Origin of the sequence: Streptomyces sp. Tue6028 (assembly GCF_002300165.1) — a bacterium.
GTDB classification, from domain to species: Bacteria; Actinomycetota; Actinomycetes; order Streptomycetales; family Streptomycetaceae; genus Streptomyces; species Streptomyces siamensis.
Map to the genome: position 1 here is coordinate 181,641 of NZ_MLCE01000031.1, position 26,100 is coordinate 207,740.

Here is a 26,100-nt window from a genome sequence, read left to right on the forward strand (position 1 = left end):
TGTCAGTGACCGTGGAGCCGGCTCCCGTAGGGCGCGCGGTCGACCAGCCGGTACAGGCCGATCGCCGCCGGTGCCGCGACGAGCCCGAGCACGCCGAGCCGGACGCAGACCGGGGTCACGACCGTGGGCGCGGAGAACTGCCCGGTGACGGTCCGCCGGTCGAGGCAGCGCCTGATGTCGCCGGCACAGGCCGACCGGAAGAACAGACCGATGAGCAGCAGACCGGCGCCGAGAACCGCGGCCCCCGTGGGCGCCGGGCTCGCCCGCGGCCGGAGCGCAAAAGAATTGGACGAGACGTATCGTCTTGTTTAGTCTCGCTCCCATGACCACTCCCGCACACATCGCCATGTTCTCCATCGCCGCCCACGGCCATGTGAACCCGAGCCTGGAGGTGATCCGAGAGCTCGTCGCACGGGGGCACCGGGTCACCTACGCCATCCCGCCGGTGTTCGCCGAGAAGGTGGCGGAGACCGGGGCCCGGCCCGTGCCCTACACCTCCACCCTGCCCGGCCCCGGCGCCGATCCGGAGGCCTGGGGGACCACGCTGCTGGACAACGTGGAGCCGTTCCTGGCGGACGCCGTCCAGGCGCTCCCGCAGCTGATCGCGGCCTACGAGGGGGACGAGCCGGACCTCGTCCTGCACGACATCGCCTCCTACCCGGCACGCGTCCTCGCCCACCGCTGGGGCGTGCCCGCGGTGTCCCTCTCGCCGAACCTGGTCGCCTGGGACGGCTACGAGGAGGAGGTCGCCGAGCCGATGTGGGCGGAGCCGAAGCGGACCGAACGCGGCCGGGCCTACTACGCCCGCTTCGAGGCCTGGCTGACGGAGAACGGGATCACCGAACACCCCGACCCCTTCGCCGGCCGCCCGGCCCGCTCCCTCGTCCTGATCCCCAAGGCCCTCCAGCCGAACGCCGACCGCGTCGACGAGCGCGTCCACACCTTCGTCGGCGCCTGCCAGGGTGACCGCACAGCCCAGGGCGACTGGCGGCGACCGGCCGGTGCCGAGAAGGTGGCCCTCGTCTCGCTCGGCTCCGCCTTCACCAAGCAGCCCGACTTCTACCGGGAGTGCGTGGCAGCCTTCGGCGACCTGCCCGGCTGGCATCTGGTGCTCCAGATCGGCGAACACGTCGACCCGGCCGAACTCGGCGAGCTGCCGGGGAACGTGGAAGTCCGTTCCTGGGTACCGCAGTTGGCGATCCTGAAGCAGGCCGACCTGTTCGTCACGCACGCCGGAGCGGGCGGCAGCCAGGAGGGACTGGCCACCGCCACGCCGATGATCGCCGTGCCCCAGGCCGTGGACCAGTTCGGCAACGCCGACATGCTCCAGGCCCTCGGAGTCGCCCGCCGGCTGTCCACCGAGGATGCCACCGCGCAGACCCTGCGCGCCACCGCCCTCGCCCTGGTGGACGACCCCGAGGTCGCCCGTCGGCTGAAGGAGATCCGGACGGAGATGGCCCACGAAGGAGGCACCCGGCGGGCGGCCGACCTCATCGAGGCCGAACTGCCCGGGCGCGCATAGGCGAAGGGCCTGCCGGTCCCCCTCAGGGAGACCGGCAGGCCCTTGTCCGAGCGCGGTTGCCGTCCGGTGCCGCGGGCTACACCCCGGCCCGCTCACCCTCCCGGGCGACCGGCGGCGCCACCGGCTCCGGCGACTCGTCGTGCGTGAGGTCCGGCAGCCGGTGCATCCACTTCGGCAGGTACCAGTTGCGCTCGCCGAGCAGGGCCATCACGGCGGGCAGCAGCACACCGCGGATGATCGTCGCGTCGATGAGCACCGCCGCGGCCAGGCCCACACCCATCTGCTTCATGGACTGCATGGACAGCGTGCCGAAGATCGCGAAGACGGCGACCATGATGACCGCGGCGCTGGTGACCACACCCGCCGTGGTGACCACACCGTGCCGGATCGCGTCCCTGGTGGTGCGGCCCCGCAGCCGTGCCTCGCGGATCCGGGAGACCACGAAGACGTGGTAGTCCATCGACAGTCCGAACAGGATCACGAAGAGGAACAGCGGCAGCCAGGTGACGATGGCGCCGACGCCCTCCGCCCCCACCAGGGACGCTCCCCAACCGTGCTGGAAGACGGCGACGAGGATGCCGTAGGCGGCGCCCACCGACAGCAGGTTGAGCAGGATCGAGGTGACCGCGACCGTCAGCGAGCGGAACGACAGCAGCATCAGCAGGAAGGCGAAGACCACCACGAACGCGAAGACCGGGAGGACCGCGCCGCCGAGCTGGTCGTTGAAGTCGTGCGAGCCCGCGACCTGTCCGGTGATCGGTGCCTGGACACCGTCCACCTTGCCGAGCGTGGCGGGCCGTACCTCGTCGCGCAGCTTCTCCAGGCTGGCGCCCGCCTTGTCGAGGTCGGAGCCGCCGACCAGCGGGACGTACACATAAGCGATGTTCTGCGCGTCGTGCAGCTTGATCTCGACCGGCCCGCGCGAGGCACCCGAACTGATCGCCCGGTCCTTGAAGTCGGCGAGGGCGCTCTTCACCTCGGGGGCGTTGATGTCGGCGGCCTTGACGACGACCTCGGCCGGCTCGGAGCCGCCCGGGAAGGCGTCGTTGACCCGGTTGTACGTCTGTACGATCGGCAGGGAATCGCCGAACTCCTGGTCCAGCGTGAGGTTCTGCGTCTTCATGCCGACCGCGGGAGCCGCGATCGCCAGCAGCGCACCGGCCGCCACCACCACGGCGACCACCGGCTTGGCGAGCACGCCGCGCAGGACGGCGGTCCAGAAGCGGCTCTCGCCGTTGGTGCGCGCCGCGCGGCGCTGCATGACCTTGTGCAGGAAGGGGATACGGCCCTTCTCGACCCGCTCGCCCAGCAGCGAGAGCAGCGCCGGCAGCACCGTCACCGACCCGACCATGGCGACCGCCACGACCATCAGCGAGGCCAGGCCCATCGCCTCGAACTCGGCGAGCCCGGTGAACAGCATGCCCGCCATCGCCACGCACACCGTGACACCGGAGACGACGATCGCGCGGCCACTGGTGGCGGCGGCGATCCGCAGGGCGGCACCGGCGTCGCGGCCCGCCGCGCGCTCCTCGCGTTCCCGGCGCAGGTAGAACAGGCAGTAGTCGACACCGACGGCCAGACCGACCAGCAGCATCACGGAGTTGGCGGTGTCGCTCATCGGCTGGAGGTGGCTGACGATGCCCATCAGGCCCATCGTCGCCATGATCGCGGTGACGGCCAGCGCCACCGGCAGCAGCGCGGCCACCAGCGCGCCGAAGGCGATGAGCAGAATGCCGAGGGCCACCGGAACGGCGGAGTACTCGGCTTTCTGGAAGTCGTCCCCGAACGCGTCGTCGAACGTCTTCATCATGCTGGCGCCGCCGATCTCCTCGATCCGCAGCTCCGAGTGGTCCTTCTGCACGCGCTCGACGGCGTTCAGGACGGGCTCGACGCGGTCGCCCGCGGTGTCCGAGTCGCCGCGCATGTCGAACTGGACCAGCGCGCTGCGCCCGTCCTCGGAGATCGTCTGCGTGTCGTACGGCGACTGCACGTCGGTGACCTTGCCGGTCGCGTCGACGGCGTCGACGACCGCGCCGACGGCGGCCTTGAACGCGGCGTCCGTGGCCTTCGGGCCGCCGTCCTTCGACTGGACCAGGACGGTCTCGCTCGCCGGTTCCTCGATCCCCGCATCCTCGATGATCTTGGCGGCGGTGTGCGTCTCGCCCTTGAGCTGATCGCTCTCGCTGACGTCGACGCGGCCGGCGGCCGAGCCCAGCCCCATCGCCAGGACGACGAACAGCACCCATATCCCGACGGCCGCCCATCGGTGCCGGGCGCTCCAGCCGCCGGCCCGCGCGGCGAAGCCCCGCACCCGTGTGTCTCCGTTCCCCATGACGGGCAAGCCCCCTCGTGTGCGGCGACGGCCCCCTGCCGTCACCTTTCGATACGAAGGTATGGGCCGGATAAGCGGGTCTCGTCGTGCTGCCAGGTGAACCCCGGGGCCCGCGAGTCCTACCCGCGGACCCCGGCATCTCCGCACTGGGGAGGATGGAAGCCCCCTACATGTAAACCGACTTCTCGGGGATGTGGATCAGGGGCGAGCCGCTCCGGGCCCGCTCGCCGTCACGTCCGCCCGGCGCACCGCGGCGGCCGTATGGTGTGCGGATGACGACGAGGTACGCGGCACTCCTGCGTGGGATCAACGTGGGCGGCGCCAAGAAGGTGCCGATGGCCGAACTGCGCACCCTGATGGAGGGGCTCGGGCACGGCGACGTGCGCACGTATCTGCAGAGCGGCAACGCCGTGTTCAGCAGCGACCGCGGCGACGAGGAGTCCCTCGCGGCACAGCTCGCCGAAGCCGTCGAGAAGCACTTCGGCTTCACCGTCGGCGTGCTGGTGCGCGACCACGCCTACCTGAAGGCCGTACGCGAGGCGTGCCCCTTCCCGGCGGCCGAGCTGGAGGCGAAGCAACTGCACGCCACCTACTTCTCCGGCCCCGTCGACGTGCAGCGCTTCGCCCAGGTCGCCCCGGACGCGTTCCTCCCCGAGGAGTACCGCCTCGGCGACCGCGTCCTGTACCTGTACGCCCCCGACGGGCTCGGCCGCTCCAAGCTGGCCGAGGCACTGGCCCGGCCGAGGCTCCTCAAGGGGATCCTCGCCACCACCCGCAACTGGAACACCGTCGTCAAACTGGAGGAGCTGACCGGTGCTTGAGCGCAACGCCGCCGTCGAGGCGGCCATCGAGGGCGAGCTGCGCCTGCTGGACCCCGCGATCCGCCGGTCGCCCGAGCGGCTCGGGGCGCTGCTGCACCCCGAGTTCCACGAGTTCGGCTCCTCCGGCCGGCTGTGGGACCGCGCCTCGATCATCGCCGAGCTGACCGCGGTGCCCGGGGCGGGGACCCGCCCGATCACGGCGTCTCGGATGCGGGGCGTACAGCTCGCACCGGACCTGGTCCACCTCACCTTCGACACGGAGGGGCACAACGGCCGCCGCGCGCACCGCAGTTCGCTGTGGCGGCGGTCGGTGGACGGCTGGCTGCTGTACTTCCACCAGGGCACCCCGTTCAGCGTGGGCGCAGAGTGACCTTCCGTACGCCCTGATAGGTGGTGTACGAGACGATCTCGTCCGGCACAGCGAGTCGGGGGTCCCGGTACAGCCGGCGCAGTTCCTCCTCGGATCCGGCGGCGGCGACCGCGTCGGTCAACGCGAGATCCTCGGCGGTCAGCGACGCGTCGTCGAGGATCTCGGGGCCCCAGCCGTCCCAGGGCAGTACCTCGACGCCGTTGAGCGCGGCGAGATCGTGCATGACGTTGCCGCGGACGTACCACAGGCCCCTGATCTCCTTCAGCCAGCTGACGCCGAAGCCGGCCGGGTCCGCGCGCCCGGCCCGGCACTCCCGCCAGGCCTGGCCCGCCACCACGAAGCGGTCCCTGGGGACGTCCAGCGGATCGAAGTCCACGTCGTAGGGCCCGTGCGCGATCTGCGCGTCCACGAGCCGTCGGCCGCCGTCCGGGAGGAGGTACTCGGTGACCCAGTGGTCCTCGTGGAAGCCCTCGACGAAGTACGTGGCGAACCCGCAGCGCAGCCGGGCGGGCGTGCCCGTCGCGCGGAGCAGCGAGCACAGCAGCAGGGAGAAGTCCCGGCAGGTCCCGACGAACCGCTCGGCCGGCTCCCGCCGCTCGGTCAGCGGACGGTCCGAGCGCTCACCGAGCAGGCGCAGGATCTCCGTCACGTAGCGCGACTCGGCGTCCTCGTGCAGCCGCGCCTCGGGGAGGGGCACGCCGAAACGTTCCCCCTCGCCCCGGTGGATGATCACGTCCCTGACGATGCGGGCGAGGCCGGCGGGGTCCCGGGGGAGCCCGGCTACATCCAGGTCGCCGGGGTCGCTGAACACACTCTGTCTGCGGTGGAGGTCCATGCTCGGGACGGTGAGGTCTGCCCCAGGGGCAAGGTCAACCGCCGGAGCCGGGAGGGGTGTCCGCGAGGGCGTCGAGGCGGTCCATGTCCTCGTCCGTGAGCCGGACCGCGCCCGCGTCCAGGTTCTCCTCCAGGTGGACGAGGCTGCCGGTGCCCGGCGTCGGGCAGAGCACGGGGGAGCGGCGCAGCAGCCAGGCCAGCGCGACCTGCCCCGGCGTCGCCCCGTGCGCGCCGGCGATCCCCGCGCACACCGGATCGGAGGTCAGCGAGCCGTTGCCCAGCGGGAACCACGGCAGGAACGCGATCCCGCGCGCCTCGCACAGCTCCAGCAGCGGCTGGGAGGCACGGTCGAGCAGGTTGTAGCGGTTCTGCACGGAGGCGATGTCCGTCAGCTCCAGCGCCGCCGCCAGCTGCCCGTCCGTGACGGTGTCGAGCCCGATCTGCCCGATCTTGCCCTCGGCACGCAACTCGTCCAGCGCGCCCAGCTGTTCGGCCATCGGCACGTCCGGGTCGAGCCGGTGCAGCTGATACAGGCCGATGGTGTCGAGACGCAGCCGGCGCAGACTCGCCTCGCACATCGCGCGCAGCTGCTCGGGCCGTCCGGCGATGTGCCAGGCGCTGTCGCCGGTGCGCACGACGCCGCCCTTGGTGGCGATCAGCAGATCCTCGGCGTACGGGTGCAGGGCCTCGGCGACCAGCTCCTCGGCAACCGACGGACCGTAGTTGTCGGCGGTGTCGACGAGGGTGACGCCGCGCTCCACGGCCCGCCGCAGTACGGCCACAGCGTCCCGGGCGTCGCCGCGCGGACCCCAGTACCCGGGACCGGTGAGCTGCGCGGTGCCGTACCCGAGGCGGCGCACGGGCAGTTCGCCGCCGACGAGGAAGGTGCTGGTGGAGTGCTCACGGCTGCCGTCGGTGTGCGTGTCGCCGGCGCCGGTGGATGTGCTCATGCTGCCGTTCCGATCTCGCGTGTGCGCCGTGCGACGGTGACCTGGTGGCCGATGACGAACAGCAGTCCTGCCGTGCAGAAGAACGCCCCCAGTATGTAGGCCGGAAAGGTGTCGTCGCCTTGCGGGTAGTGGTCCTCGCACATGCGGACGATGTCGGGGTGCTCGCGGGCCGCCTCCAGGCACACCCGGTCCCCGCGCCGCGGGGCGTGGAGCGTGGGGTCGTAGCCCTTGTTCAGGGTGTGGCGCCGTCCGTCGACCGTGTAGGCGATCTCCTTCTTGTAGCCCTTGTCGACGTGGAGGAGCCGGGTGACGGTACCGGTGACCTGCACCCCGGTGTCGTCGATGAGTCGGCCCCGCTGCCACTGGACGGTCGCGGAGTACACCGTGAAGGCGGTGAGAGCCAGGAAGGAAAGGCCCAGGACGAGGGGCACCCATTTGCGCACGGCGGACAGCGTCGCACGGATGTGTGTGAGGTGCACCCATCCGTACGAGGCTTCCCGCGCGGAGCCTCGCCGGGAAGCTGTCGCGTTTCTTCAAGAGGGCCCGGCGCCCAATCCCTAGCGTGGGACGCATGAACGAGCCGTACAAGAACGTGCATCCGTACATGGTCGAGTGCGCCACCGAGGCCGCCCGCGTCGCCCGCGGTGTCACGGCGGCGCAGCTGTCAGGGCCCACGCACTGCCCGCCGTGGGACGTCCGCGCCCTGGTGAACCACTGGGTCCTCTACACCTCGCACGGACTGGAGCACCGGGCGCTGCGCAAGCAGTTGTCCGAGGAGCTGACCGCGCGGGACTTCACGGCCGACCCCGACTGGGCGCAGGCGTACGCCGACCAGCTCGACCGGGCCGTGGCCGCCTGGGACGACCCCGCCGTCTGGGAGGGCGAGGTCGATCTCGGCATGGGGAAGATGCCGGCCGCCGAACTCGCCCCGATGATCGTCAAGGAGATGGCGGTGCACGGCTGGGACGTCGCGACGGCCACCGGACAGCGGTTCCGGCTCTCGGACGGCGCGGCCCGGCTGGTCCTGGACGTGGTCGACACGCACGGCGACCTCTACCGGCAGTACGACGGCTTCGCCGACCCGGTGGACGTGCCCGACGACGTCTCCGTCTTCGACCGCGCCCTCGCCCACAGCGGCCGGGACCCGCGGCTGTCCCGGGCCTGACGGGGGCCGGGTTTGATGAGGTCCGGCCTGGAGGGGGGTCCGGCCTGGAGGGGGGCCGGCCTGGAGGGGGCAGGCCGGGAGGGGGCAGGGCGGGAGGGGCAGGTCTGATGGAATCAGGCCTGAGGGGGTGGGTCTGATGCGGCCAGGCTCAATTGGACCAGGGATTCGGCATCGAATTGGACCGTGATCCTGGGCCATCCGCGGACTAGCCTCGGCGTCATGACGACCACCGCGCCCACTCGCGTCGACTTCTGGTTCGACCCGGCCTGCCCCTTCGCCTGGATCTCCTCCCGCTGGATACTGGAGGTCGAGCGCGAGCGCCCGCTCGACCTCCGCTTCCACGTGATGAGCCTCTACCTGCACAATCTCGGCAACGAACTCCCGGACTGGTACCGGGACCTGGTCGACAGGTCGATCGGCCCGGTCAGGGTCGCGGTGGCCGCCGCCGAGCAGCACGGCGACAAGGTGCTGCGCGACCTCTACACCGCCTTCGGCACCCGTATCCACGAACGCCGCATCGAGGACTTCGACGCGGTCGTCACGGAGTCCCTCGCCGAACTCGGACTCCCGGCCGAACTGGCGCACGCGGCGCACGATCCCGCGTACGACGAGGCGGTGCGCCGCAGCCATGACGCGGGCACGGAGCCGGACTCTGACGCCTACGTGGGCACGCCCACGATCCATGTCGACGGGACCGTGTGGTTCGGCCCGGTGCTGCGCGCCGTCCCGAGGGGCGAGAAGGCGGCCGAACTCTTCGACAGCTTCCGGGTCCTCGCCACGCACCCGGACTTCTTCGAACTCAAGAGGACCCGGACCGGCGGACTCAGCTTCGACTGATCCCCGGCCCCGGTGCTTCGCCCGCCTACGCGCCGAGCGCCGTCAGGACCGGCGTGCGGGCCGCGTCGTAGCGCTCCAGCAGGACCTGGGCCACCTCGGGGGCAGGACCGAGGACGTCGGCCAGGACGTCCGCGTCGGCGGCGCCCCGGGCGATGCGGTCCGGCAGGAAGCCCGGCGCCAGCACGTACGGGGCGACCGCCACCCGGTCGCAGCCGGCGGCGCGCAGTTCGCGCACCGCGTCCTCGGTGCGCGGAAGAGATGCGGAGGCGAACGCAGGCCGCACGGCGCACCAACCGGTGTGCCGCCACTCCCGCGCGATTTCAGCGATCACTGCGATCGCCTCCGGGTCCGTGGACCCCGCCGAGGCCAGCACGACCCCGGTCGAGGACTTGTCGGCGGGGCTCAGCCCCGCCTCGTACAACCGCCGTTCCAGCGCCGCCGTCAGCAGCGGGGACGGACCGAGCACGTCGGCCTGGCGGATGCGCAGCCGGGAGGGGGCCTCCCGCAGCACCGCCGGGATGTCCGCCTTGGCGTGGAAGGCCCGCGTCAGCAGCAGCGGCAGCGCCACCACGTCCCGCACGCCCTCGGCGGCGAGGGACTCCAGCACACCCTGCACGGACGGGATGTTGAAGTCCAGGAAGCCGGTCTCCACGCGCAGCCCCGGACGCCGGGCCCGCACCTGTCGTACGAGGGCATGCACCGTCGCGGCATGGCGCGGGTCGCGGCTGCCGTGGGCGATGACGACGAGGACGGGGCTGACGGGTCGGCGCATGTCGGACTCAGCTCTTGACCAGCAGACCGCGGCTGCGCAGCACCCACCGCTCCAGCGGGCTGAAGATCAGCAGGTCGATGGCGATACCGACGATCAGGATGAGCAGGATGGCGAGGAAGACCATGGACATGGAGCTGGCGGTACGGCCGTTCTCCAGCAGCTGGCCGAGGCCCACGCCCAGGTCGGGGGAGGAGGCGATGATCTCCGCGGCCATCAAGGAGCGCCAGGAGAAGGCCCAGCCCTGCTTCAGGCCCGCCAGATAGCCGGGCAGTGCCGCCGGCATGACGATGTGCCAGGTGCCGCGCAGCCCGGTGGCGCCCATCGTGCGGCCGGCCCGCAGGAACAGCGGCGGCACCTGGTCCACGCCGGACACCAGGCCGTTGGCGATGGAGGGAACCGCGCCGAGCAGGATCACGGCGTACATCATCGAGCTGTTCAGACCCAGCCAGATCACGGCCGGCGGCACCCAGGCCACCGACGGCAGCGACTGGAGGCCGGACAGGATCGGGCCGATGGCGGCGCGCACGAACCTCACCCGCGCCACCAGCAGCCCCAGCGGTGTGCCGATGACCAGCGCCAGCAGGAAGCCGAGCAGGCCGCGCGAGACGCTCGTCCAGATGTAGCCGAAGAGCTTGCCCTGGAGCCAGGCGTCCTGGACCTCGCCCCACACGTCGCCGGGGGAGGGCAGCTTGGTCGGGTCGTCGACGACCTTGAACGTGATCAGCGCCTGCCACACGACGAGGACGAGCACGACGGCGACGACGGGCGGCAGGACCTTTTGGACGAGGGTCTGCCGCAACGGGGGCCGGCCGGTGTGGACCGTCTCCAGGGCGTCCAGGCCCGCCTCCAGACCCGCCAGGTCGTGGCTGTCGTCGACGGCCGCGGCGGACTTGGTCTCAGTGCTGGCCATGACGGCGGATCTCCCCACGCAGTTGTTCGGTGATCTCGACGGACAGCTCCGCCACGGCGGTGTCCTCGATGCGGCGCGGCTGCGGTATGTCCACGGTCCACTGGTGCGCGACCCGCCCCGGGCGCGACGACAGCAGCACGACGCGCTGCGCGAGCCGCACCGCCTCGCGCACGTTGTGCGTGACGAACAGGACGGACAGCCGGGTCTCGCGCCAGATCCGGGTCAGCTCGTCGTGCAGGACGTCGCGGGTGATGGCGTCCAGCGCCGCGAACGGCTCGTCCATCAGCAGCAGCTGGCTGTCCTGGGCGAGCGCCCGCGCCATCGCCACCCGCTGGCGCATACCGCCGGACAACTCGTGCACCCGCTTCCCGTACGCGCCCTTCAGCCGTACGAGTTCGAGCAGTTCCTCGGCCTTGTCGCGGCGGTCGGCCTTGGCCACCCCCCGCAGCTTCAGCGCGAGTTCGATGTTCTTGCCCGCGGTCAGCCACGGGAACAGGGCGTGTTCCTGGAACATCAGGGCCGGGCGCCCGTTGGTCGTGATACTGCCCGCGGTCGGCTCGTCGAGCCCCGCGACCAGGTTGAGCAGCGTCGACTTTCCGCACCCCGAGGCCCCCAGGAGGGTGACGAACTCGCCCGGCGCGACATCCAGCGTGATGTCGTCGAGGACGAGCTGCTGCCCAGCGGGTCCGGCGAAGGACTTCGAGACGTTCTCGATCCGCGCGGCGTGCTCCACCGACGTCGTGACGTCGGCGGCCTTGGCGAGAGCTGTTGCCATGGTCGTCACCTCCTGGGAACTCATCGGTGTCCGGACTTACTTGGCGCCGAGACCGGCGTCGTCGACCGAGCTCTCGCCCGCGGCGGACAGGACCTTGTCGAGCAGCGTCAGGTCGTAGATGCCGTTCAGGTTCGGCTTCTCCAGCAGACCGGCCTTCACCGCGTGCGCCGCCTCGGTGTTGAGGGTGGCGGCCAGCGGGTCATTGGTGATCTGGATCGACTTCCAGGCGGGGTCCAGGACCTCGGCCGGGAGCTCCTTGCCGGAGTCGACCTTGAGCTGCGCGTTCGCCGCGGTCTTCGCCTTGTCCGGGTTGGCGCCGATCCACTTGTTGGTCGCCACGGAGCCCTTGAGGACCGCCTCGACGACCTTCGGGTGCTCCTTGAGGAAGCTCTGCGACACGATGATGTTCGTGATCACGAACTTCTTGTCGGGCCACAGCGTGGACTCGTCGAGCAGCACCTTGCCGCCCTCGGCGACCAGCTTGGACGCGGTCGGCTCCGGCACCCAGGCACCGTCGATGGAGCCGGACTTGTAGGCGTCCGGGGTGATCTTGTTGTCCGTGCGGATGACCGAGACGTCGCCCTTGCCGCTGTCGGCGTCGACCTTCCAGCCCTGCTCCGCGATCCAGTTGAGGAACGCGACGTCCTGCGTGTTGCCGAGCTGCGGGGTCGCGATCTTCTTGCCCTTGACGTCCTTCAGGGACTTGATCTTCTTCGGGTTGACCACGAGCTTCACGCCGCCGGACGCCGAACCGCCGATGATGCGCAGGCTCTTGCCGTTGGACTTGGTGTAGCCGTTGATGGCCGGCGAGGGGCCGATCCAGCCGATGTCGATCGAGCCCGAGTTCAGCGCCTCGATCTCGGAGGGACCGGCGTTGAAGGTGGTGTACTCGGCCTTGGTGGCGCCGAGTTCCTTCTGGAAGAGGCCCTCGTGGCGGCCGACGAGGGCGGTCGCGTGGGTGAGGTTGCCGAAGTACCCGATCTTCACGGAGTCGAGACCGTCGATCTTCTCGGACCCGGCGGCGACCTTCTCCTTCTCGGAGGTGTCGTCCTTCGCCTCGGAGCCGTAGCTGCATGCGGCGAGAGCGAGAAGGGGGAGCGCGGCGGCGACGGCGAGGCCGCGGCGGAGCAAGGCGGAGCGGTTGCTGTTGGCAGGCACGGGAGGTGTTCCTCTCGTTGGCCCGGCGGTCACGGTCTCTCAGGTCGTGGCCGGGAGGTCGGCAGGTCTTCGTCTGTGCAGGCGGTGGGGGGTGAGGGCGCGCAGGCAGTGCGCGTACGTCATCGCGCACATCGCGCCACTCCGCCCTGCCCGCTGCCGAGGGCGCCGCTGCCGACGCGGCCGCCCTCCTTCGCGAACGTGGAGTAGAAGTCGGTGGAGGTCATGTCAGAAGTCCCACCCGTCGTCGTCGGCCTCGTCCTTGACCGGCTGCGGCGCGGCGAAGGACTCGCCGACCATGCCCGCGGTCAGGGTGGTTCCGTCGGCGGGGTCGATCAGGATGAACGCGCCGGTGCGCCGGGAGTCGGCGTACGAGTCGACGGGCAGCGGCTCCGCGGTACGGATCTTGACGCGGCCGATGTCGTTGGCGGCGAGCTGACCGGGGTGCGGGTGCAGCGACAGGTCGTCGAGGGTCAGCCGGGACGGGATGTCCTTGACGATCGCCTTGACCGTGCGGGTGCCGTGCTTGAGCAGCACCCGGTGTCCCACGGTGAGCGGCTGGTCGGCGACGTGGCACACGGTCGCCTCGATGTCCTGCGTGGTCGGGGGCGCGTCCTTGCTCGGCACGATCAGGTCGCCGCGCGAGATGTCGATGTCGTCCTCCAGCAGGAGGGTCACCGACTGCGGCGTCCACGCGACGTCGGCGGGCTCGCCCAGCACGTCGATCCCGGCGACCTTGGAGGTGCGCCCGGAGGGCAGCACGGTCACGCTCTCGCCGACACGGAAGGCACCGGCCGCGATCTGGCCGGCGTAGCCCCGGTAGTCGGGGTGCTCGGCGGTCTGCGGACGGATCACGTACTGCACGGGGAGCCGGGCGTGGCAGTGCCCCAGGTCGTGGCTGACCGGCACGGTCTCCAGGTGCTCAAGGACCGTCGGCCCGCCGTACCAGTCCATGTTGGCGGACGCCTCCACCACGTTGTCACCGGCGAGCGCGGAGATCGGGATCGCGGTGATCTCGGGGACGCCGAGCTCGGACGCGTACGCCGTGAACTCCTCGGCGATGGCCGCGAAGACGGACTCCTGGTAGTCGACGAGGTCCATCTTGTTGACGGCGAGGACGACGTGGGGGACGCGGAGGAGGGCGGCGACGGCGGCGTGGCGTCGGGTTTGTTCGATGACGCCGTTGCGGGCGTCGACGAGGACGACGGCGAGGTCGGCGGTGGAGGCGCCGGTGACCATGTTGCGGGTGTACTGCACGTGGCCGGGGGTGTCGGCGAGGATGAAGCGGCGGCGCGCGGTGGCGAAGTAGCGGTAGGCGACGTCGATGGTGATGCCCTGTTCGCGTTCGGCGCGCAGGCCGTCGGTGAGGAGGGCGAGGTCGGGTGCGTCCTGGCCGCGGCTGGCGGAGGCGCGCTCGACGGCCTCCAGCTGGTCGGTGAGGACCGACTTGGAGTCGTGCAGCAGGCGTCCGACGAGGGTGGACTTGCCGTCGTCGACGGAACCGGCGGTCGCGAAGCGGAGCAGGGTGGTCGCCGACAACTGCTCGACCGACAAGGGTTCGGTGGGTTCTGTGGTGCTGGTCATGTCTAGAAGTACCCCTCGCGCTTGCGGTCTTCCATCGCGGCCTCGGACATCTTGTCGTCGGCGCGGGTGGCGCCGCGTTCGGTGAGTCGGGAGGCGGCGATCTCGGCGATGACGGCGTCGAGTGTGGTGGCGTCGGAGTCGACGGCGCCGGTGCAGGACATGTCGCCGACGGTGCGGTAGCGCACGAGGCGTTTCTCGACGCTCTCGCCGTCCTTGGGGCCGCCCCATTCGCCGGCGGTCAGCCACATGCCGGAGCGTTGGAAGACCTCACGGTCGTGGGCGAAGTAGATCTCGGGGAGTTCGATGTGTTCGCGGGCGATGTACTGCCAGACGTCGAGCTCGGTCCAATTGCTGAGGGGGAAGACGCGGACGTGTTCGCCGGGGGCGTGGCGGCCGTTGTAGAGCTGCCACAGTTCGGGGCGCTGGCGGCGGGGGTCCCACTGGGAGAACTCGTCGCGCAGGGAGAAGACGCGTTCCTTGGCGCGGGCTTTTTCCTCGTCGCGGCGGCCGCCGCCGAAGACGGCGTCGAAGCGTTCGGACTGGATCTTCTCGGTGAGGGGGACGGTCTGCAGGGGGTTGCGGGTGCCGTCGGGGCGTTCGCGCAGCACACCGCGGTCGATGTAGTCCTGGACGGAGGCGATGTGCAGGCGCAGTCCGTGCTTGTGGACGGTGCGGTCGCGGTATTCCAGGACTTCGGGGAAGTTGTGTCCGGTGTCCACGTGCAGGAGGGAGAAGGGGACCGCCGCGGGGGCGAAGGCCTTCAGCGCCAGGTGCAGCATGACGATGGAGTCCTTGCCGCCGGAGAAGAGGATCACCGGTCGTTCGAACTCGCCCGCGACCTCGCGGAAGATGTGGACGGCCTCGGACTCCAGCGCGTCCAGATGCGACAGCGCGTACGGGCTGGACTCCTCGGAATTACCGGCTGCCTCGGAGACAGTGGCTGCGGTCGTCATGCGAGACCCCTCTCGGTGAGCAGCGCGTGCAGCGCGGCAGCGGACTCCTGCACGGTCTGGGTGTGCGACTCGATGCGCAGATCGGGCGACTCGGGCTCCTCGTACGGGTCGTCGACTCCGGTCAGCCCCGAGATCTCGCCCGCCGCCTGCTTGGCGTACAGGCCCTTCACGTCGCGCACGGAGCACACCTCGACCGGAGTGGCCACATGGACCTCCACGTACGGCGTCCCTCCCGTGCTGTGGCGCTCGCGCACCGCCGCACGGCTGTCCGCGTACGGCGCGATCACCGGGACGAGTGCCTTGACGCCGTTGCGCGCGAGCAGTTCGGCGAGGAAACCGATGCGCTGCACGTTCGTGAAACGGTCCGCCCGCGAGAAGCCGAGGCCCGACGAGAGGAACTCGCGGATCTCGTCGCCGTCGAGCACCTCGACGCGATGTCCCTCCTCGCGCAGCCGGCCGGCCAGCTCGTACGCGATGGTGGTCTTGCCGGCACTCGGCAGACCCGTGAGCCAGACGGTGGCTCCGGTCGTCACTTGCTTCTCCCGGGAGTTCTGGAGGTTGTCGGTGGTGGCGGTGGGCACTGCCGTCCCCGTCGTCGTGGTCATCCGTGCAGCCCGCACTCGGTCTTGGCGCGCCCCGCCCAGCGGCCGGCGCGCGCGTCCTCGCCCTCCAGGACCCGGCGGGTGCAGGGCGCGCATCCGACGGAGGCGTAACCGTCCATCAGCAGCGGGTTGGTGAGGACCCCGTGCTCGGCGACGTACGCGTCCACGTCGTCCTGGGTCCAGCGGGCGATCGGCGAGACCTTGACCTTCTGCCGCTTCTCGTCCCAGCCGACGACCGGGGTGTTCGCCCGGGTGGGGGACTCGTCGCGGCGCAGGCCGGTCGCCCACGCGTCGTACTTGGTCAGGCCCTCTTCGAGAGGCTTGACCTTGCGCAGCGCGCAGCACAGGTCGGGGTCGCGGTCGTGCAGCCTGGGGCCGTACTCGGCGTCCTGCTCGGCGACCGTCTGGCGCGGGGTGAGCGTGATGACGTTGACGTCCATCACGGCCTCCACCGCGTCCCGGGTGCCGATGGTCTCCGGGAAGTGGTAGCCGGTGTCGAGGAACACCACGTCGACACCGGGGAAGGCACGGGAGGCGAGGTGGGCGACCACCGCGTCCTCCATGGAGGACGTCACGCAGAACTTCCCGCCGAACGTGTCGGCGGCCCACTGGAGGATCTCCAGCGCGGAGGCGTCCTCCAGGTCACGCCCGGCCTGCTCGGCGAGGCGCTTCAAGTCCTCGCCCGTACGCTCTTCCTGAATGGTCGTCATATCTGTGCCCCTCCGTCGTCACTCTGCCGGAGCCCCCGGGCGAGCAGCCCGAGGAACTTCAGCTGGAAGGCTCGATTGCACGCAGCGCATTCCCATGCGCCGTGACCCTGCTCGCTCGGACGAAGGTCTTCGTCACCGCAGTAGGGGCAGTAGAAGGGCGCGGCCCGCTCGCTCATGACAGCGACTCCCCTCCTCTTGTGGCCCGGCTCACGACAGGGCCTCCTCTGAAGCCCGCGCAGCCCAGGCGGCGAAGCGCTCGCCGTCCTCGCGCTCCTCCTGGAAGCGCTTGAGGACCCGCTCGACGTAGTCGGGCAGTTCCTCCGAAGTGACCTTCAGGCCACGGACCTTGCGGCCGAAGCCGGCCTCCAGGCCGAGCGCGCCGCCCAGGTGCACCTGGAAGCCCTCGACCTGCTCGCCGCGGTCGTCGAGGACCAGCTGGCCCTTGAGACCGATGTCCGCGACCTGGATACGGGCGCAGGCGTTCGGGCAGCCGTTGATGTTGATGGTGATCGGCTCGTCGAACTCCGGGATGCGGCGCTCGAGTTCGTCGATGAGCGAAGCGCCGCGCGCCTTGGTCTCGACGATCGCTAGCTTGCAGTACTCGATGCCGGTGCAGGCCATGGTGCCGCGCCGGAAGGGCGAGGGGTTGACCGTCAGGTCGAGCGCCTCCAGGCCCTCGACGAGGGAGTCGATCCGCGCCTCGTCCACGTCGAGCACGATCATCTTCTGCTCGACGGTGGTGCTCAGCCTGCCGGAGCCGTGCGCCTCGGCCAGCTCGGCGATCTTGGTGAGGGTGGCGCCGTCGACGCGCCCCACACGCGGTGCGAAACCGACGTAGTACCGGCCGTCCTTCTGCCGGTGCACGCCGACGTGGTCGCGCCAGCGGGCGACCGGCTGGTCGGGGGCCGGACCGTCGACGAGCTTCCGCTTCAGGTACTCGTCCTCCAGGACCTGGCGGAACTTCTCGACACCCCAGTCGGCGACCAGGAACTTCAGACGGGCGCGGGTGCGCAGCCGCCGGTAGCCGTAGTCGCGGAAGATCGAGATGACGCCCTCGAAGACGTCCGGGACCTCGTCGAGCGGGACCCAGGCGCCCAGGCGCTGACCGATCTTCGGGTTGGTGGACAGGCCGCCGCCGACCCAGAGGTCGAAGCCCGGCCCGTGCTCCGGGTGGTTCACGCCGACGAAGGCGACGTCGTTGATCTCGTGGGCGACGTCGAGCAGGGGCGAGCCGGAGATCGCGGTCTTGAACTTGCGGGGCAGGTTCGAGAACGCCTTGTTGCCGATGACCCGGCGGTGGATCTCGTCGATCGCGGGCGTGCCGTCGATGATCTCGTCCTCGGCGATGCCGGCGACGGGCGAACCGAGGATGACGCGGGGCGTGTCACCGCAGGCCTCGGTCGTGGACAGGCCGACGGCCTCCAGCCGGTTCCAGATCTCCGGGACGTCCTCGATGCGGATCCAGTGGTACTGGACGTTCTGCCGGTCGGTGAGGTCGGCGGTGCCGCGCGCGAACTCCTGCGAGATCTCGCCGATGACGCGCAGCTGCGCGGTGGTCAGCCGGCCGCCGTCGATGCGGACCCGCAGCATGAAGTACTTGTCGTCCAGCTCCTCCGGCTCCAGGATGGCGGTCTTGCCGCCGTCGATCCCGGGCTTGCGCTGGGTGTACAGCCCCCACCAGCGCATCCGGCCGCGCAGGTCGTTGGGGTCGATCGAGTCGAAACCCCGCTTGGAGTAGATCGTCTCAATGCGTGTCCGCACATTGAGACCGTCGTCGTCCTTCTTGAACTGCTCGTTGCCGTTGAGGGGGGTGAAGTGACCCACGGCCCACTGCCCCTCGCCACGGTGACGGCTCACCTTGCGGCGGGGCGTGGCGGGGTTCTGCGGGGTGGCGGCCATGGTTGCTACGTCCTTCGAGACTGCGGGACAGGTGTGTCAGCGGCTCTGACCTGCGCATACGGGCGCATACGGAAGTATGGGCGCGTCCTTGCGCAGGGGTGCGGAAGAGAAGAGGTCGGCGGTGCTGAGCCCGTGGCCGAAGGCCACTGAAGGGTTCGTCAGCTCGCCGGACAGATGGCGCTGGACATGCGGCCGAGGTCGACGTGCCGCCGACTCACCAAGGCAATTCCAGTTCCAGACATGACGGAAGCGTGTCACGGGGATCTCCGCACAGTCCACCATCGTCCGTCATGTGGACACCCTTGTCCCGAATGTTGAGACAAGGGTGTCGTCGGTCACACAGGGGCCCTGAACTGGGCCGGAACGGCTCAGACGGCTCGTGCCCCCGGCCACGGCCCCGGCGTGGCGGCCTCCGGCTCCTCCTCGACCTTCGTGTCGAAGAGCTTGAAGCCGCGCCGGAGGTAGTTGTCCATCGCGTGTTCGCCGTCCTTGCTGCAGGTGTGCAGCCAGACGCGCTTGGTCTCGGCGCGGCCCGGCCAGCGGTCGGCCAGGTCCCAGGCACGGGCGGCGCCGTAGGAGAGGAGGTGTCCGCCGATGCGGCGGCCCCGGAACGCGGGGATCAGTCCGAAGTACATGATCTCGACGACGCCGTCGTCCTGCGCGTCCAGCTCGACGTAGCCCGCGGGCGTCCCCTTGTCGTAAGCGACCCAGGTCTCGACACCGGGCCGGTCCAGAGCCTCCTGCCACTGCGCGTACGTCCAGCCGAGCCGGTCCGTCCAGCGGATGTCGCCGCCGACCGACGCGTACAGGAAGCGGCTGAACTCGGGCGAGGGAACCCCGGCACGCACGATCCTGACGTCGCCGTCGGGCGCGATCGCGGGGAGCAGGTCGGCCGGCGCCGTCTGCTCCAGGGACCAGGTGGTCACAGTGACGTTGCTCATGCGAGCCAGGGAACCACGGGGGCGGGGGCGCATCCAAAAGCGACCGCTGAACGGACACCCGTCCGGAGCGGGCGCCGGCGCGGCGGGCGGCCGCTACTCCAGCGAGCCGTCCACCGCGGACAGCGGCACCGCGTAGAGCGTCCGCCGTCCGGCCGCGCGGGTCAGCGTCCACACCTCGCCGGTCTCCTGCCAGTAGGACAGGGATCCGGTCCGCAGGCCCCAGCAGGCGTGCGACCGGTCCGCGGTGCAGGTGGCCGCCGTGGCGCCGTCCTCGGTCTGCCGCCAGATGCTGCCGTGCCGACCGGGGACCTCCGGCGCCTGCCCGAGGTACCACTGCGCCCCGCGCGCGCCGCGCGGCGTGTGCGCGAGGACGCCGGACACGCCCGCGGCCTTGGTCTCGTAGGCCTCGACGGCGTCGACCCTGCCGCGGGAATCGGCGAGCAGTCCGGTGCGGTAGGCGGCGGTGCTGTACGCGTAGCGCCACACCCGGGTCCGTTCGGAGCCGGCCGCGGGGCGCTCGGCGGCGACCAGACTGTCGGGTGCCGAGCTGCGGTCCAGGGACAGCGAGCCGAAGCAGGGGGTGCCGCCGCCGCGGCGGGTGCAATGGCCGCCGGCCGGCTCGTACGCGTCGACGGCCGGGAGCACGTACCGGTAGCCGCCTGCGGAGTAGCCGCCGCTCACCCGGCCGACCGCACCGCTGTCGACACCCGCCCGCAGGACGCGGTGCATGTCGAAGACGAGGAGGCCCGAACCGTGCGCGCCGGTGACGATCAGCTTGTCCTGGTACCAGACCATGCCGTCCAGTGCGGTGCGGACCGGCTCGAAGTCCCGGCCGCCGTCGCGCGGGGCGACCAGCAGGACCCAGCTGTACCTGAGCGCGCGCGGGTCGGTCGCGTCGACGAAGGCGACCCGTGCCAGTCCCCGGTCCCGCGTCGGTGCGGCGGCCTGGCGGTCCCGGTGCGTCCAGCCGGCCAGGATCACCCGGTGCTCGCCCCACCGGCCGTCGTCGTCGGCGTCACCGGAGGTGGTCACGGACCGGGGCTGCCACTGCCGGGTCCGTTCGTCGCCCTCGTCCCAGCAGTACGCGCGCGTGGCCGTCGGCTCGACCGGCAGCGCGGCCCGCTCGGCGGTGGAGCAGCCGGCCTCGTCGCGCATCGCGTGGTCGGCGCTCCCGAGGACGCCGTCGACGCCCACGTTCCCGCCCATGTCCTTGGTGAGCCGGTCCAGCGCGTCCAGGTCCACCGGCTTCTCGTGGAGGCGCAGCGGTGCGGTCCGGGACGCGGCGCCGAGCGCGGTGAGGCCGCCGGGACTGCCGCTGCCCGTGGCCTGGGAGGTGCTGATCAGGGTGGCGGCCGCGGTGAGGGCGAGGGCGGTTCCGGCCAGGGTGGCGCGCAGCGCCTGTCCTCTCCTGCGACGACGGTGCCTGCCGCGGTACTTCATACGTCCTCCCGAGGAAGGCCAACTGCCTCTCGCATCTCGGCCGTTGACGGAGAGACGGGTGGGGTGGCCTGTGAGGGGATGCTACGGCAGATACCCGCGGGCCAGGTCGAAGACCCCGGAAGACCCCCACGAAATACGCGCACGAAATACGCTGACGACGACATGTGTCCGCAGCGGGCCGGCGCCGGGGCGCGCCTGCCGGGGTGCCATGCCACTGCCGACAGGTGTGTCCGCCGAGGCGACGGGTGCCGAGGTGAGGCCGGCCCCGGCGGTCTCACACAGGTGGCCGCACCCGCGCGTCCAGCACCGCCGGTGCCGCCGAGTGCGGCAGCAGGTCCAGCGGGGCGTCCGGGAACACGACCTCGACCACGACCTCGTCGCGGAAGCGGTACGGCCGGTGGTCGAGCAGGCCCGTGAGGCGGCGCCGCACCCGCGACAGTTCGGCGCGGACCGTCACCGTGCGGGTCGGGTCGCCGAAGATGTCGACCGCGAGCTGGGCCGCGCTGCGCCCCTCGCGGTGCACGGCGAGCACGTACAGCAGCTCGGCGTGGCGGGGGCTCAGGTCCTGCGCCCAACTGCCCGCCGTGCCCGAGACGGTGACCCGGGGCCGCCGGGGCTCGGCGAGGTCGAGCACCACCCGGCTCGCGCACCCCGGGACGTCGGTGTCGGTGACCCGCAGCAGCCAGCCACCGGGCATCGGTTCCACGAAGCACGCCCCGAGCGAGGGCAGCCAGACCCGGCCCGCGCCGAAGGAACTCGGCAGCGGCACCCGGTCGACGGGCGGCATCCCCGTGACGGCGGCGAGCCAGCCGTTGGCGTCCACCACCAGAGCCTTGCCGCCCAGCCGGGACAGCAGCGGCGCGGCCACCGCGCGCAGTCGCTCGACGGCCGCCAGATGCCTGCTGCGCAGCTCACTTTCGGCCAGCCGCGACACCGAGTCGACCAGCGCGAGCGTCGCCGGGTGAAACGTGTGATCGGGCCCGCTGACATCGACGATGCCGAGCAGACGCCCGTCGCGCGGGTCGTGCACGGGGGCCGCGGCGCAGGTCCAGTCGTGCAACGTACGGACGAAGTGCTCGGCCGAGTGCACCTGGACGGGCGCGCCCGCGTTGAGCGCCGTACCGATCGCGTTGGTGCCCGTCGTGTCCTCGCTCCAGGCGGCGCCTTCCTCCAGGCAAATGGTGTCGGCCCGGCGCAGCACGCCGGTGTTGCCCTCACGCCACAGGACCCGCCCCTCCGGATCGGTGACCACCATGATCTGCAGCGACGCGTCGGCGACGGCGGCCAGTCCGCCGCTGAGGACGGGCATCACGTCGGCAAGAGCCGTGGAGTTCCGACGGTGTTCGAGTTCGTCCGTCTGCAACAGCGCACTGTCCGTGCCCTGTTCGGGATCCACTCCGAATCGTTTCACTCTTTGCCATGACTGTCCGATGACCGGGCGAGGAGCGATCGGGGAGGGTTCGCCCCGGAGTGCCGCGGCCCACGTCGCCTGGAGGTGCCGAACCGTTTCCGACGCGTCCGGCGGAGCGAAACGGGCGGGGTTGATCGATGTGGTCTTCACAAGGCACTCCCGGAACCAGGACCGCGCACGGGCAGTGACGCCGACGTCACTGCACATCGTGCCTGCTCTGGGTGGGGGACGCCGGGACTTCGCACAAGGAGCACAAAGGAATGCAACGGTCTGCAACTCTCGCCAACGGTCACAAGGTTCCTTGAAACTGACAGCGAGGCCGCTCAGGCGGTGTCCGAGCTCCTTGAACGGGGCCAGAGGCGGGGGTGGTGCCGTGTCGGCGCAGCACCACCCTCGCATCAGCTCCTCACGCCACCGGTCGTGCCCGCTCCACGACGGTGGCCAGATCCAGACTGTGCGGCAGGGTGCCGAACGCCGTTCCCCAGTCGCCGCCCAGACGTGAGGCGCAGAACGCGTCGGCGACCTCCGCCGGCGCGTACCGCACGAGCAGCGCCCCCTGGAGCACCAGGGCGAACCGCTCGACGAGCCGGCGGGCCCGGCCCTCGATGCCGTCCAGGTCGGCGAGTTCGGTCAGCAGGTTCTTGATCGCCCCGTCGAGCCGGTGGTCGGCGCCGCGGGCCTGCCCCACTTCCCGCAGGTACGCGTCGAGCGCGGCAGGCTCCCGTTGCAGCGCGCGCAGCATGTCCAGGGCCTGGACGTTCCCCGCGCCCTCCCAGATGGAGTTGAGCGGTGACTCGCGCAGCAGCCGGGGCATGCCCGAGTCCTCGACGTAGCCGTTCCCGCCGAGGCACTCCAGCGCCTCCGTCACCACCGGTGTGCACCGCTTGGTCACCCAGTACTTCGCGGCCGGCACCGCGAGCCGCAGAAACGCCCGTTCCTGCTCACCACCGTCGTCGTAGGCGGCGGCGAGCCGCATCGCGAGGGCTGTCGCGGCCTCGGACTCCAGCGCCAGGTCCGCGAGCACATTGCGCATCAGCGGCTTGTCGATCAGCTTGCCCCCGAACGCCTCACGGTGCGTGCAGTGGTGGACGGCCTGCGCGACCGCCTGCCGCATCAGCGCCGTGGCGCCGAGCACACAGTCCAGACGGGTCGCCGCGACCATCTCGATGATGGTGCGCACCCCGCGCCCCTCGTACCCCACCCGGCGTGCCCAGGTCCCGTCGAACTCGACCTCGGCGGACGCGTTCGACCGGTTGCCGAGCTTGTTCTTGAGCCGCTGGATGCGGAAGACGTTGCGGGTGCCGTCCTCCAGGACGCGCGGGAGCAGGAAACAGGTCAGCCCGTCCGGTGCCTGCGCCAGCACCAGGAACCCGTCGGACATGGGCGCCGAACAGAACCACTTGTGCCCGGTCAGCTCGTACGTCCCGTCCTCGGCGAGCGGGCGCGCCACCGTCGTGTTGGCGCGTACGTCGCTGCCGCCCTGCTTCTCCGTCATGCCCATCCCGAAGAGCACCCCGGGCTTCCGGGCGGCCGGCCGCAGCTCCGGGTCGTACATCGTGGACGTCAGCCGCGGCTCCCACTCGGCGGCGAGCGCCGGATCCGTGCGCAGCGCGGGCACCGCCGCGTGGGTCATCGACAGCGGGCAGCCGTGGCCCGCCTCGACCTGCGACCACACCACGAAACCGGCCGCGCGCCGCAGGTGTCCGCCGGGCCGGTTCCAGGCCGCGGTCAGCCCCGTGGACACGCCCTTGCCGAGCAGCCGGTGCCAGGACGGATGGAACTCGACCTCGTCGATCCGGTTGCCGTACCGGTCGTGGGTGCGCAGTGCGGGCGGGTTCTCGTCGGCCAGCACCCCCCATTTCTGGGCCTGCGCCGAGCCCGCCGTGCGGCCGAGGACCGACAGCTCCTCGCGTACCTCGTCGAGGAGCTCCGGAGCGAGGTGCCGGTCGACCGCCTCCACGAGGGCCCGGTCGGCCGCGAACACGTCATATCCGACCAGGGGCGGAGCCTGGTTGGTCACGGTGTGGGTGCTGGCTGCCATACGGATACGGTAAGGACGTGCACCAGGCAAAAGAAACACCCGAAGGTCCTCCCGCGGGCCGCTTCCACCGCGCTCGCGCGCTGTATCGGAATGTGTCGAAGCGACGGACCGCCTGGCTGCTGCTCAAGGACACCGTCAACTCGTGCATGGAGTACCGGATCCTGGGTCTGGCGGCCGAGGCCGCCTTCTTCACGCTCCTGTCCGTGCCGCCGCTGCTGCTGAGCTTGATCGGCATGCTCGGCTACGTGGACGACTGGACCGGCGCCGACACGATCGCCAGCCTGGAGTCCAACCTCCTGGAGGCGTCCCGCACGGTCCTGACCGAGAAGGGCGTCCACCAGATCGCCGAGCCGATCCTGCACGACGTGATGAAGGGCGGACGCCCGGACATCATCTCCCTCGGATTCCTGTTCGCCCTGTGGTCCGGCTCGCGCGCGGTGAACGTCTTCATCGACACCATCACCGTGATGTACGGCCTCGACGGCACCCGCGGGATCGTGAAGACCCGGGTGATGTCGTTCCTGCTGTTCATCGTCGCGCTGCTGATCGGCTCGATCGCGCTGCCGCTGATGGTGGCGGGCCCGGACGCGGTGGTGAACGTCGTCCCCTGGTCGACGACCGTCGTGCAGGTCCTGTACTGGCCCGTCGTCATCGTCCTGTCGGTCGTCTTCCTCACGACGCTCTACCACGTGTCCGTGCCCGTGCGCTCACCCTGGGTCGAGGACGTGCCGGGCGCGTTGGTGGCCCTCGCCATGTGGGTGCTGGGCAGCTTCCTGCTCCGTATCTACCTGACCAACACCGTCGAGGGCCCCACCATCTACGGCTCGCTCGCCGCCCCCGTGGCCGTCCTGCTGTGGATCGGTGTGTCCGCCTTCGCGGTCCTGGTCGGCGCCGCCGTCAACGCCGCCATCGACCGGATCTGGCCGGCCGCCGCCACCGCCGCGGCCCGCGCCGCCAACGAACGGCTGCGCGAGGCGCAGGCCGCCGAGTACGTCGCCCGCGTCGCCGCCCACCGGTCGTACGACGCAGATCCCGACGACCCGGACATGCCCTCGGAGTTCCCGGAGCGCTGGTCCCGCTTCCTGCCCCCGGAGGACGTGACCTCCCGGCTGCGGACCCACGCGAAGAGCACCCACCCCAGCCACAGGAACGGCGAGCAACACCCTCCCGCGCAGTGATCACACCTTCCAGGTACCGGCCGCCGCTGCCTCCCGCGCGAAGTCCGTGAAGTCGCGCGGCGCCCGGCCGAGGATCTGCCGGACCCCGTCCGAGAGATAGGAGTTGCGGCCGTCGAGGAGGCTCTCGAAGAGGTCGACGAGGAACTCCACCTCCTCGGGAGGCACCCCGAACCCGGCCAGGTCGTCACCGTACCGGCGAGCGGTCACCGGCGTGTAGGTCAGCTCGCCGCCCGTCGCCTGCGCGATCTCGGCGACCGCCTCGCGGAAGGTCAGCAGCCTGGGCCCGGACACGGCGAGCTCCTGGCCGGCGTACCGGTCGCCCGCCGTCAGCACGGCCACCACGACGTCCGCGATGTCCCGCACGTCGATGAACGGCTCCCGCACCTCACCCGCCGGGAAGACCAGCTCGCCGTGGCGCAGCCCCTCCACCAGTGGGCCCTCGCTGAAGTTCTGCGCGAACCACGCGGCCCGGACGATCGTCCAGTCCGCGCCGGACGCCTTGAGCGCCTCCTCCGTCGGCCGGGCCCGCTCCTCGCCCCGCGACGACAGCAGCACCAGCCGCCGCACGCCGAGCCCGACCGCCTCCCGGGCCAGTGCTCCGATCGCCTCGGTGGCTGCCGGTGAGCCGACGTCCGTCGGGTACACCAGATACGCGGCGTCGGCGCCGCGCAGCGCTCCGGCCCATGTCGACGCGTCCTCCCAGTCGAAGCCCTCGGCGCGCGAACCGGCCCGCACCGTCAGCCCCGCCGCCCGCGCGGCCTGCGCCACCCGGCTGCCCGTGCGCCCCGTGGCCCCGCTCACCCATACCGTCGTGTTCCGCGTGTTCTCTGCCATGCCCCTCAGTCAACGGGCGCCCGTCGCGGGCGGCCATCACTGAATGCCTCATTCCCATAAGCGG

The 26,100-nt window shown here is 71.1% G+C and carries 26 protein-coding genes and 1 pseudogene; 6 read left to right on the top strand and 21 right to left on the bottom strand.

The window, feature by feature from the left end; all coding sequences use genetic code 11:
- Positions 1 to 2 precede the first annotated feature (2 nt).
- Complete coding sequence (locus BKI49_RS36045; RefSeq protein WP_306453581.1) at positions 3 to 221, bottom strand: DUF6336 family protein; 219 nt, start codon at positions 219 to 221, stop codon at positions 3 to 5.
- A 25-nt stretch (positions 222 to 246) separates the two neighbouring features.
- On the opposite strand from BKI49_RS36045, the pseudogene mgt reads away from it, so the two are divergent.
- Positions 247 to 1,522: pseudogene (gene mgt / locus BKI49_RS29410) on the top strand (macrolide-inactivating glycosyltransferase).
- A 76-nt stretch (positions 1,523 to 1,598) separates the two neighbouring features.
- Here mgt and BKI49_RS29415 read toward each other — a convergent pair.
- Positions 1,599 to 3,854, bottom strand: a complete 2,256-nt coding sequence (locus BKI49_RS29415) for an MMPL family transporter (RefSeq protein ID WP_095937293.1) — start codon at positions 3,852 to 3,854, stop codon at positions 1,599 to 1,601.
- Positions 3,855 to 4,126: 272 nt separating this feature from the next.
- Between BKI49_RS29415 and BKI49_RS29420 the strand changes: the two genes are divergently transcribed.
- Entirely contained in the window at positions 4,127 to 4,675 is a 549-nt protein-coding gene (locus BKI49_RS29420) for a DUF1697 domain-containing protein (protein WP_095937294.1), read from the top strand.
- Positions 4,668 to 5,045 (top strand): nuclear transport factor 2 family protein, encoded by a 378-nt coding sequence (locus BKI49_RS29425; RefSeq protein ID WP_095937295.1) that lies wholly within the window; start codon positions 4,668 to 4,670, stop codon positions 5,043 to 5,045. The genes BKI49_RS29420 and BKI49_RS29425 overlap by 8 nt, the downstream gene beginning before the upstream one ends.
- Here BKI49_RS29425 and BKI49_RS29430 read toward each other — a convergent pair.
- From BKI49_RS29430 to BKI49_RS29440, 3 genes are read right to left on the bottom strand one after another with little or no spacing between them, the layout of a single operon-like run.
- On the bottom strand, positions 5,026 to 5,880 hold the full coding sequence (locus BKI49_RS29430; protein ID WP_095937296.1) for a transglutaminase-like domain-containing protein: 855 nt from the start codon (positions 5,878 to 5,880) through the stop codon (positions 5,026 to 5,028). The two genes, BKI49_RS29425 and BKI49_RS29430, sit on opposite strands and share 20 nt — an antisense overlap.
- 34 nt (positions 5,881 to 5,914) lie before the next feature.
- Positions 5,915 to 6,829, bottom strand: a complete 915-nt coding sequence (locus BKI49_RS29435) for an aldo/keto reductase (protein WP_095937297.1) — start codon at positions 6,827 to 6,829, stop codon at positions 5,915 to 5,917.
- On the bottom strand, positions 6,826 to 7,308 hold the full coding sequence (locus tag BKI49_RS29440; RefSeq protein ID WP_095937298.1) for a DUF3592 domain-containing protein: 483 nt from the start codon (positions 7,306 to 7,308) through the stop codon (positions 6,826 to 6,828). The genes BKI49_RS29435 and BKI49_RS29440 overlap by 4 nt, the downstream gene beginning before the upstream one ends.
- A gap of 92 nt (positions 7,309 to 7,400) precedes the next feature.
- Here BKI49_RS29440 and BKI49_RS29445 point away from each other — a divergent pair, with 92 nt between their 5' ends.
- Together BKI49_RS29445 and BKI49_RS29450 are read left to right on the top strand one after the other, a co-directional pair.
- On the top strand, positions 7,401 to 7,994 hold the full coding sequence (locus BKI49_RS29445) for a TIGR03086 family metal-binding protein (protein WP_095937299.1): 594 nt from the start codon (positions 7,401 to 7,403) through the stop codon (positions 7,992 to 7,994).
- Positions 7,995 to 8,213: 219 nt separating this feature from the next.
- On the top strand, positions 8,214 to 8,831 hold the full coding sequence (locus BKI49_RS29450; protein ID WP_095937300.1) for a mycothiol-dependent nitroreductase Rv2466c family protein: 618 nt from the start codon (positions 8,214 to 8,216) through the stop codon (positions 8,829 to 8,831).
- 25 nt (positions 8,832 to 8,856) lie between these two features.
- Here the strand turns inward: BKI49_RS29450 and BKI49_RS29455 are convergent, their stop codons facing one another.
- The 15 genes from BKI49_RS29455 to BKI49_RS29525 all read right to left on the bottom strand — a co-directional run bounded on the left by BKI49_RS29455 (position 8,857) and on the right by BKI49_RS29525 (position 24,024).
- Positions 8,857 to 9,603, bottom strand: a complete 747-nt coding sequence (locus tag BKI49_RS29455) for a sirohydrochlorin chelatase (RefSeq protein ID WP_095937301.1) — start codon at positions 9,601 to 9,603, stop codon at positions 8,857 to 8,859.
- A 7-nt stretch (positions 9,604 to 9,610) separates the two neighbouring features.
- The gene (locus BKI49_RS29460) at positions 9,611 to 10,513 is read right to left on the bottom strand and encodes an ABC transporter permease (protein WP_095937302.1); all 903 of its coding nucleotides are present in this window, start codon (positions 10,511 to 10,513) and stop codon (positions 9,611 to 9,613) included.
- Positions 10,500 to 11,312 (bottom strand): ABC transporter ATP-binding protein, encoded by an 813-nt coding sequence (locus BKI49_RS29465; protein ID WP_373557602.1) that lies wholly within the window; start codon positions 11,310 to 11,312, stop codon positions 10,500 to 10,502. Before BKI49_RS29465 ends, BKI49_RS29460 begins: the two co-directional genes overlap by 14 nt.
- Before the next feature lie 12 nt (positions 11,313 to 11,324).
- Complete coding sequence (locus BKI49_RS29470) at positions 11,325 to 12,446, bottom strand: aliphatic sulfonate ABC transporter substrate-binding protein (RefSeq protein ID WP_095937304.1); 1,122 nt, start codon at positions 12,444 to 12,446, stop codon at positions 11,325 to 11,327.
- Between the two features lie 225 nt (positions 12,447 to 12,671).
- Positions 12,672 to 14,027, bottom strand: coding sequence for a sulfate adenylyltransferase subunit 1 (locus BKI49_RS29480; RefSeq protein ID WP_095937305.1), 1,356 nt, complete (start codon positions 14,025 to 14,027; stop codon positions 12,672 to 12,674).
- Positions 14,028 to 14,029: 2 nt separating this feature from the next.
- Positions 14,030 to 14,980: a sulfate adenylyltransferase subunit CysD gene (cysD, locus tag BKI49_RS29485; RefSeq protein ID WP_095937306.1), complete on the bottom strand. Its 951-nt coding sequence runs from the start codon at positions 14,978 to 14,980 to the stop codon at positions 14,030 to 14,032.
- Complete coding sequence (cysC, locus tag BKI49_RS29490; RefSeq protein ID WP_306453582.1) at positions 14,977 to 15,513, bottom strand: adenylyl-sulfate kinase; 537 nt, start codon at positions 15,511 to 15,513, stop codon at positions 14,977 to 14,979. The genes cysD and cysC overlap by 4 nt, the downstream gene beginning before the upstream one ends.
- 68 nt (positions 15,514 to 15,581) lie before the next feature.
- Positions 15,582 to 16,292, bottom strand: a complete 711-nt coding sequence (locus BKI49_RS29495) for a phosphoadenylyl-sulfate reductase (protein WP_095937308.1) — start codon at positions 16,290 to 16,292, stop codon at positions 15,582 to 15,584.
- Complete coding sequence (locus tag BKI49_RS36050) at positions 16,289 to 16,468, bottom strand: hypothetical protein (protein ID WP_095937309.1); 180 nt, start codon at positions 16,466 to 16,468, stop codon at positions 16,289 to 16,291. Before BKI49_RS36050 ends, BKI49_RS29495 begins: the two co-directional genes overlap by 4 nt.
- A gap of 31 nt (positions 16,469 to 16,499) precedes the next feature.
- Positions 16,500 to 18,191 carry a nitrite/sulfite reductase gene (locus BKI49_RS29505; protein WP_095937310.1) on the bottom strand — a complete coding sequence of 564 codons (1,692 nt, stop codon included), beginning with the start codon at positions 18,189 to 18,191 and terminating at the stop codon, positions 16,500 to 16,502.
- Between the two features lie 158 nt (positions 18,192 to 18,349).
- Entirely contained in the window at positions 18,350 to 18,433 is an 84-nt protein-coding gene (locus BKI49_RS36375) for a putative leader peptide (RefSeq protein WP_309486338.1), read from the bottom strand.
- Between the two features lie 126 nt (positions 18,434 to 18,559).
- The gene (locus tag BKI49_RS29510) at positions 18,560 to 19,132 is read right to left on the bottom strand and encodes a GNAT family N-acetyltransferase (RefSeq protein ID WP_095937311.1); all 573 of its coding nucleotides are present in this window, start codon (positions 19,130 to 19,132) and stop codon (positions 18,560 to 18,562) included.
- A 93-nt stretch (positions 19,133 to 19,225) separates the two neighbouring features.
- The gene (locus tag BKI49_RS29515; protein WP_095937312.1) at positions 19,226 to 20,572 is read right to left on the bottom strand and encodes a hypothetical protein; all 1,347 of its coding nucleotides are present in this window, start codon (positions 20,570 to 20,572) and stop codon (positions 19,226 to 19,228) included.
- Positions 20,573 to 20,846: 274 nt separating this feature from the next.
- Positions 20,847 to 22,133 (bottom strand): GAF domain-containing protein, encoded by a 1,287-nt coding sequence (locus BKI49_RS29520; RefSeq protein ID WP_257005005.1) that lies wholly within the window; start codon positions 22,131 to 22,133, stop codon positions 20,847 to 20,849.
- Between the two features lie 256 nt (positions 22,134 to 22,389).
- The gene (locus BKI49_RS29525) at positions 22,390 to 24,024 is read right to left on the bottom strand and encodes an acyl-CoA dehydrogenase family protein (protein ID WP_095937314.1); all 1,635 of its coding nucleotides are present in this window, start codon (positions 24,022 to 24,024) and stop codon (positions 22,390 to 22,392) included.
- 17 nt (positions 24,025 to 24,041) lie between these two features.
- On the opposite strand from BKI49_RS29525, the gene BKI49_RS29530 reads away from it, so the two are divergent.
- Complete coding sequence (locus BKI49_RS29530; RefSeq protein WP_095937315.1) at positions 24,042 to 25,202, top strand: YihY/virulence factor BrkB family protein; 1,161 nt, start codon at positions 24,042 to 24,044, stop codon at positions 25,200 to 25,202.
- On the opposite strand, the gene BKI49_RS29535 is transcribed toward BKI49_RS29530, so the two are convergent.
- Entirely contained in the window at positions 25,203 to 26,036 is an 834-nt protein-coding gene (locus tag BKI49_RS29535; protein ID WP_095937316.1) for an NAD(P)H-binding protein, read from the bottom strand.
- Positions 26,037 to 26,100: the final 64 nt, after the last annotated feature.

Bases quoted from the DNA above. Each gene is read 5' to 3' on its own strand.
- BKI49_RS29415 (WP_095937293.1), bottom strand. From the start codon at position 3,854: ATGGGGAACGGAGACACACGGGTGCGGGGCTTCGCCGCGCGGGCCGGC.
- BKI49_RS29420 (WP_095937294.1), top strand. From the start codon at position 4,127: ATGACGACGAGGTACGCGGCACTCCTGCGTGGGATCAACGTGGGCGGC.
- BKI49_RS29430 (WP_095937296.1), bottom strand. From the start codon at position 5,880: ATGGACCTCCACCGCAGACAGAGTGTGTTCAGCGACCCCGGCGACCTG.
- BKI49_RS29435 (WP_095937297.1), bottom strand. From the start codon at position 6,829: ATGAGCACATCCACCGGCGCCGGCGACACGCACACCGACGGCAGCCGT.
- BKI49_RS29445 (WP_095937299.1), top strand. From the start codon at position 7,401: ATGAACGAGCCGTACAAGAACGTGCATCCGTACATGGTCGAGTGCGCC.
- BKI49_RS29450 (WP_095937300.1), top strand. From the start codon at position 8,214: ATGACGACCACCGCGCCCACTCGCGTCGACTTCTGGTTCGACCCGGCC.
- BKI49_RS29455 (WP_095937301.1), bottom strand. From the start codon at position 9,603: ATGCGCCGACCCGTCAGCCCCGTCCTCGTCGTCATCGCCCACGGCAGC.
- BKI49_RS29460 (WP_095937302.1), bottom strand. From the start codon at position 10,513: ATGGCCAGCACTGAGACCAAGTCCGCCGCGGCCGTCGACGACAGCCAC.
- BKI49_RS29465 (WP_373557602.1), bottom strand. From the start codon at position 11,312: ATGAGTTCCCAGGAGGTGACGACCATGGCAACAGCTCTCGCCAAGGCC.
- BKI49_RS29480 (WP_095937305.1), bottom strand. From the start codon at position 14,027: ATGACCAGCACCACAGAACCCACCGAACCCTTGTCGGTCGAGCAGTTG.
- cysD (WP_095937306.1), bottom strand. From the start codon at position 14,980: ATGACGACCGCAGCCACTGTCTCCGAGGCAGCCGGTAATTCCGAGGAG.
- BKI49_RS29495 (WP_095937308.1), bottom strand. From the start codon at position 16,292: ATGACGACCATTCAGGAAGAGCGTACGGGCGAGGACTTGAAGCGCCTC.
- BKI49_RS36050 (WP_095937309.1), bottom strand. From the start codon at position 16,468: ATGAGCGAGCGGGCCGCGCCCTTCTACTGCCCCTACTGCGGTGACGAA.
- BKI49_RS29505 (WP_095937310.1), bottom strand. From the start codon at position 18,191: ATGGCCGCCACCCCGCAGAACCCCGCCACGCCCCGCCGCAAGGTGAGC.
- BKI49_RS36375 (WP_309486338.1), bottom strand. From the start codon at position 18,433: ATGTCTGGAACTGGAATTGCCTTGGTGAGTCGGCGGCACGTCGACCTC.
- BKI49_RS29510 (WP_095937311.1), bottom strand. From the start codon at position 19,132: ATGAGCAACGTCACTGTGACCACCTGGTCCCTGGAGCAGACGGCGCCG.
- BKI49_RS29515 (WP_095937312.1), bottom strand. From the start codon at position 20,572: ATGAAGTACCGCGGCAGGCACCGTCGTCGCAGGAGAGGACAGGCGCTG.
- BKI49_RS29525 (WP_095937314.1), bottom strand. From the start codon at position 24,024: ATGGCAGCCAGCACCCACACCGTGACCAACCAGGCTCCGCCCCTGGTC.
- BKI49_RS29535 (WP_095937316.1), bottom strand. From the start codon at position 26,036: ATGGCAGAGAACACGCGGAACACGACGGTATGGGTGAGCGGGGCCACG.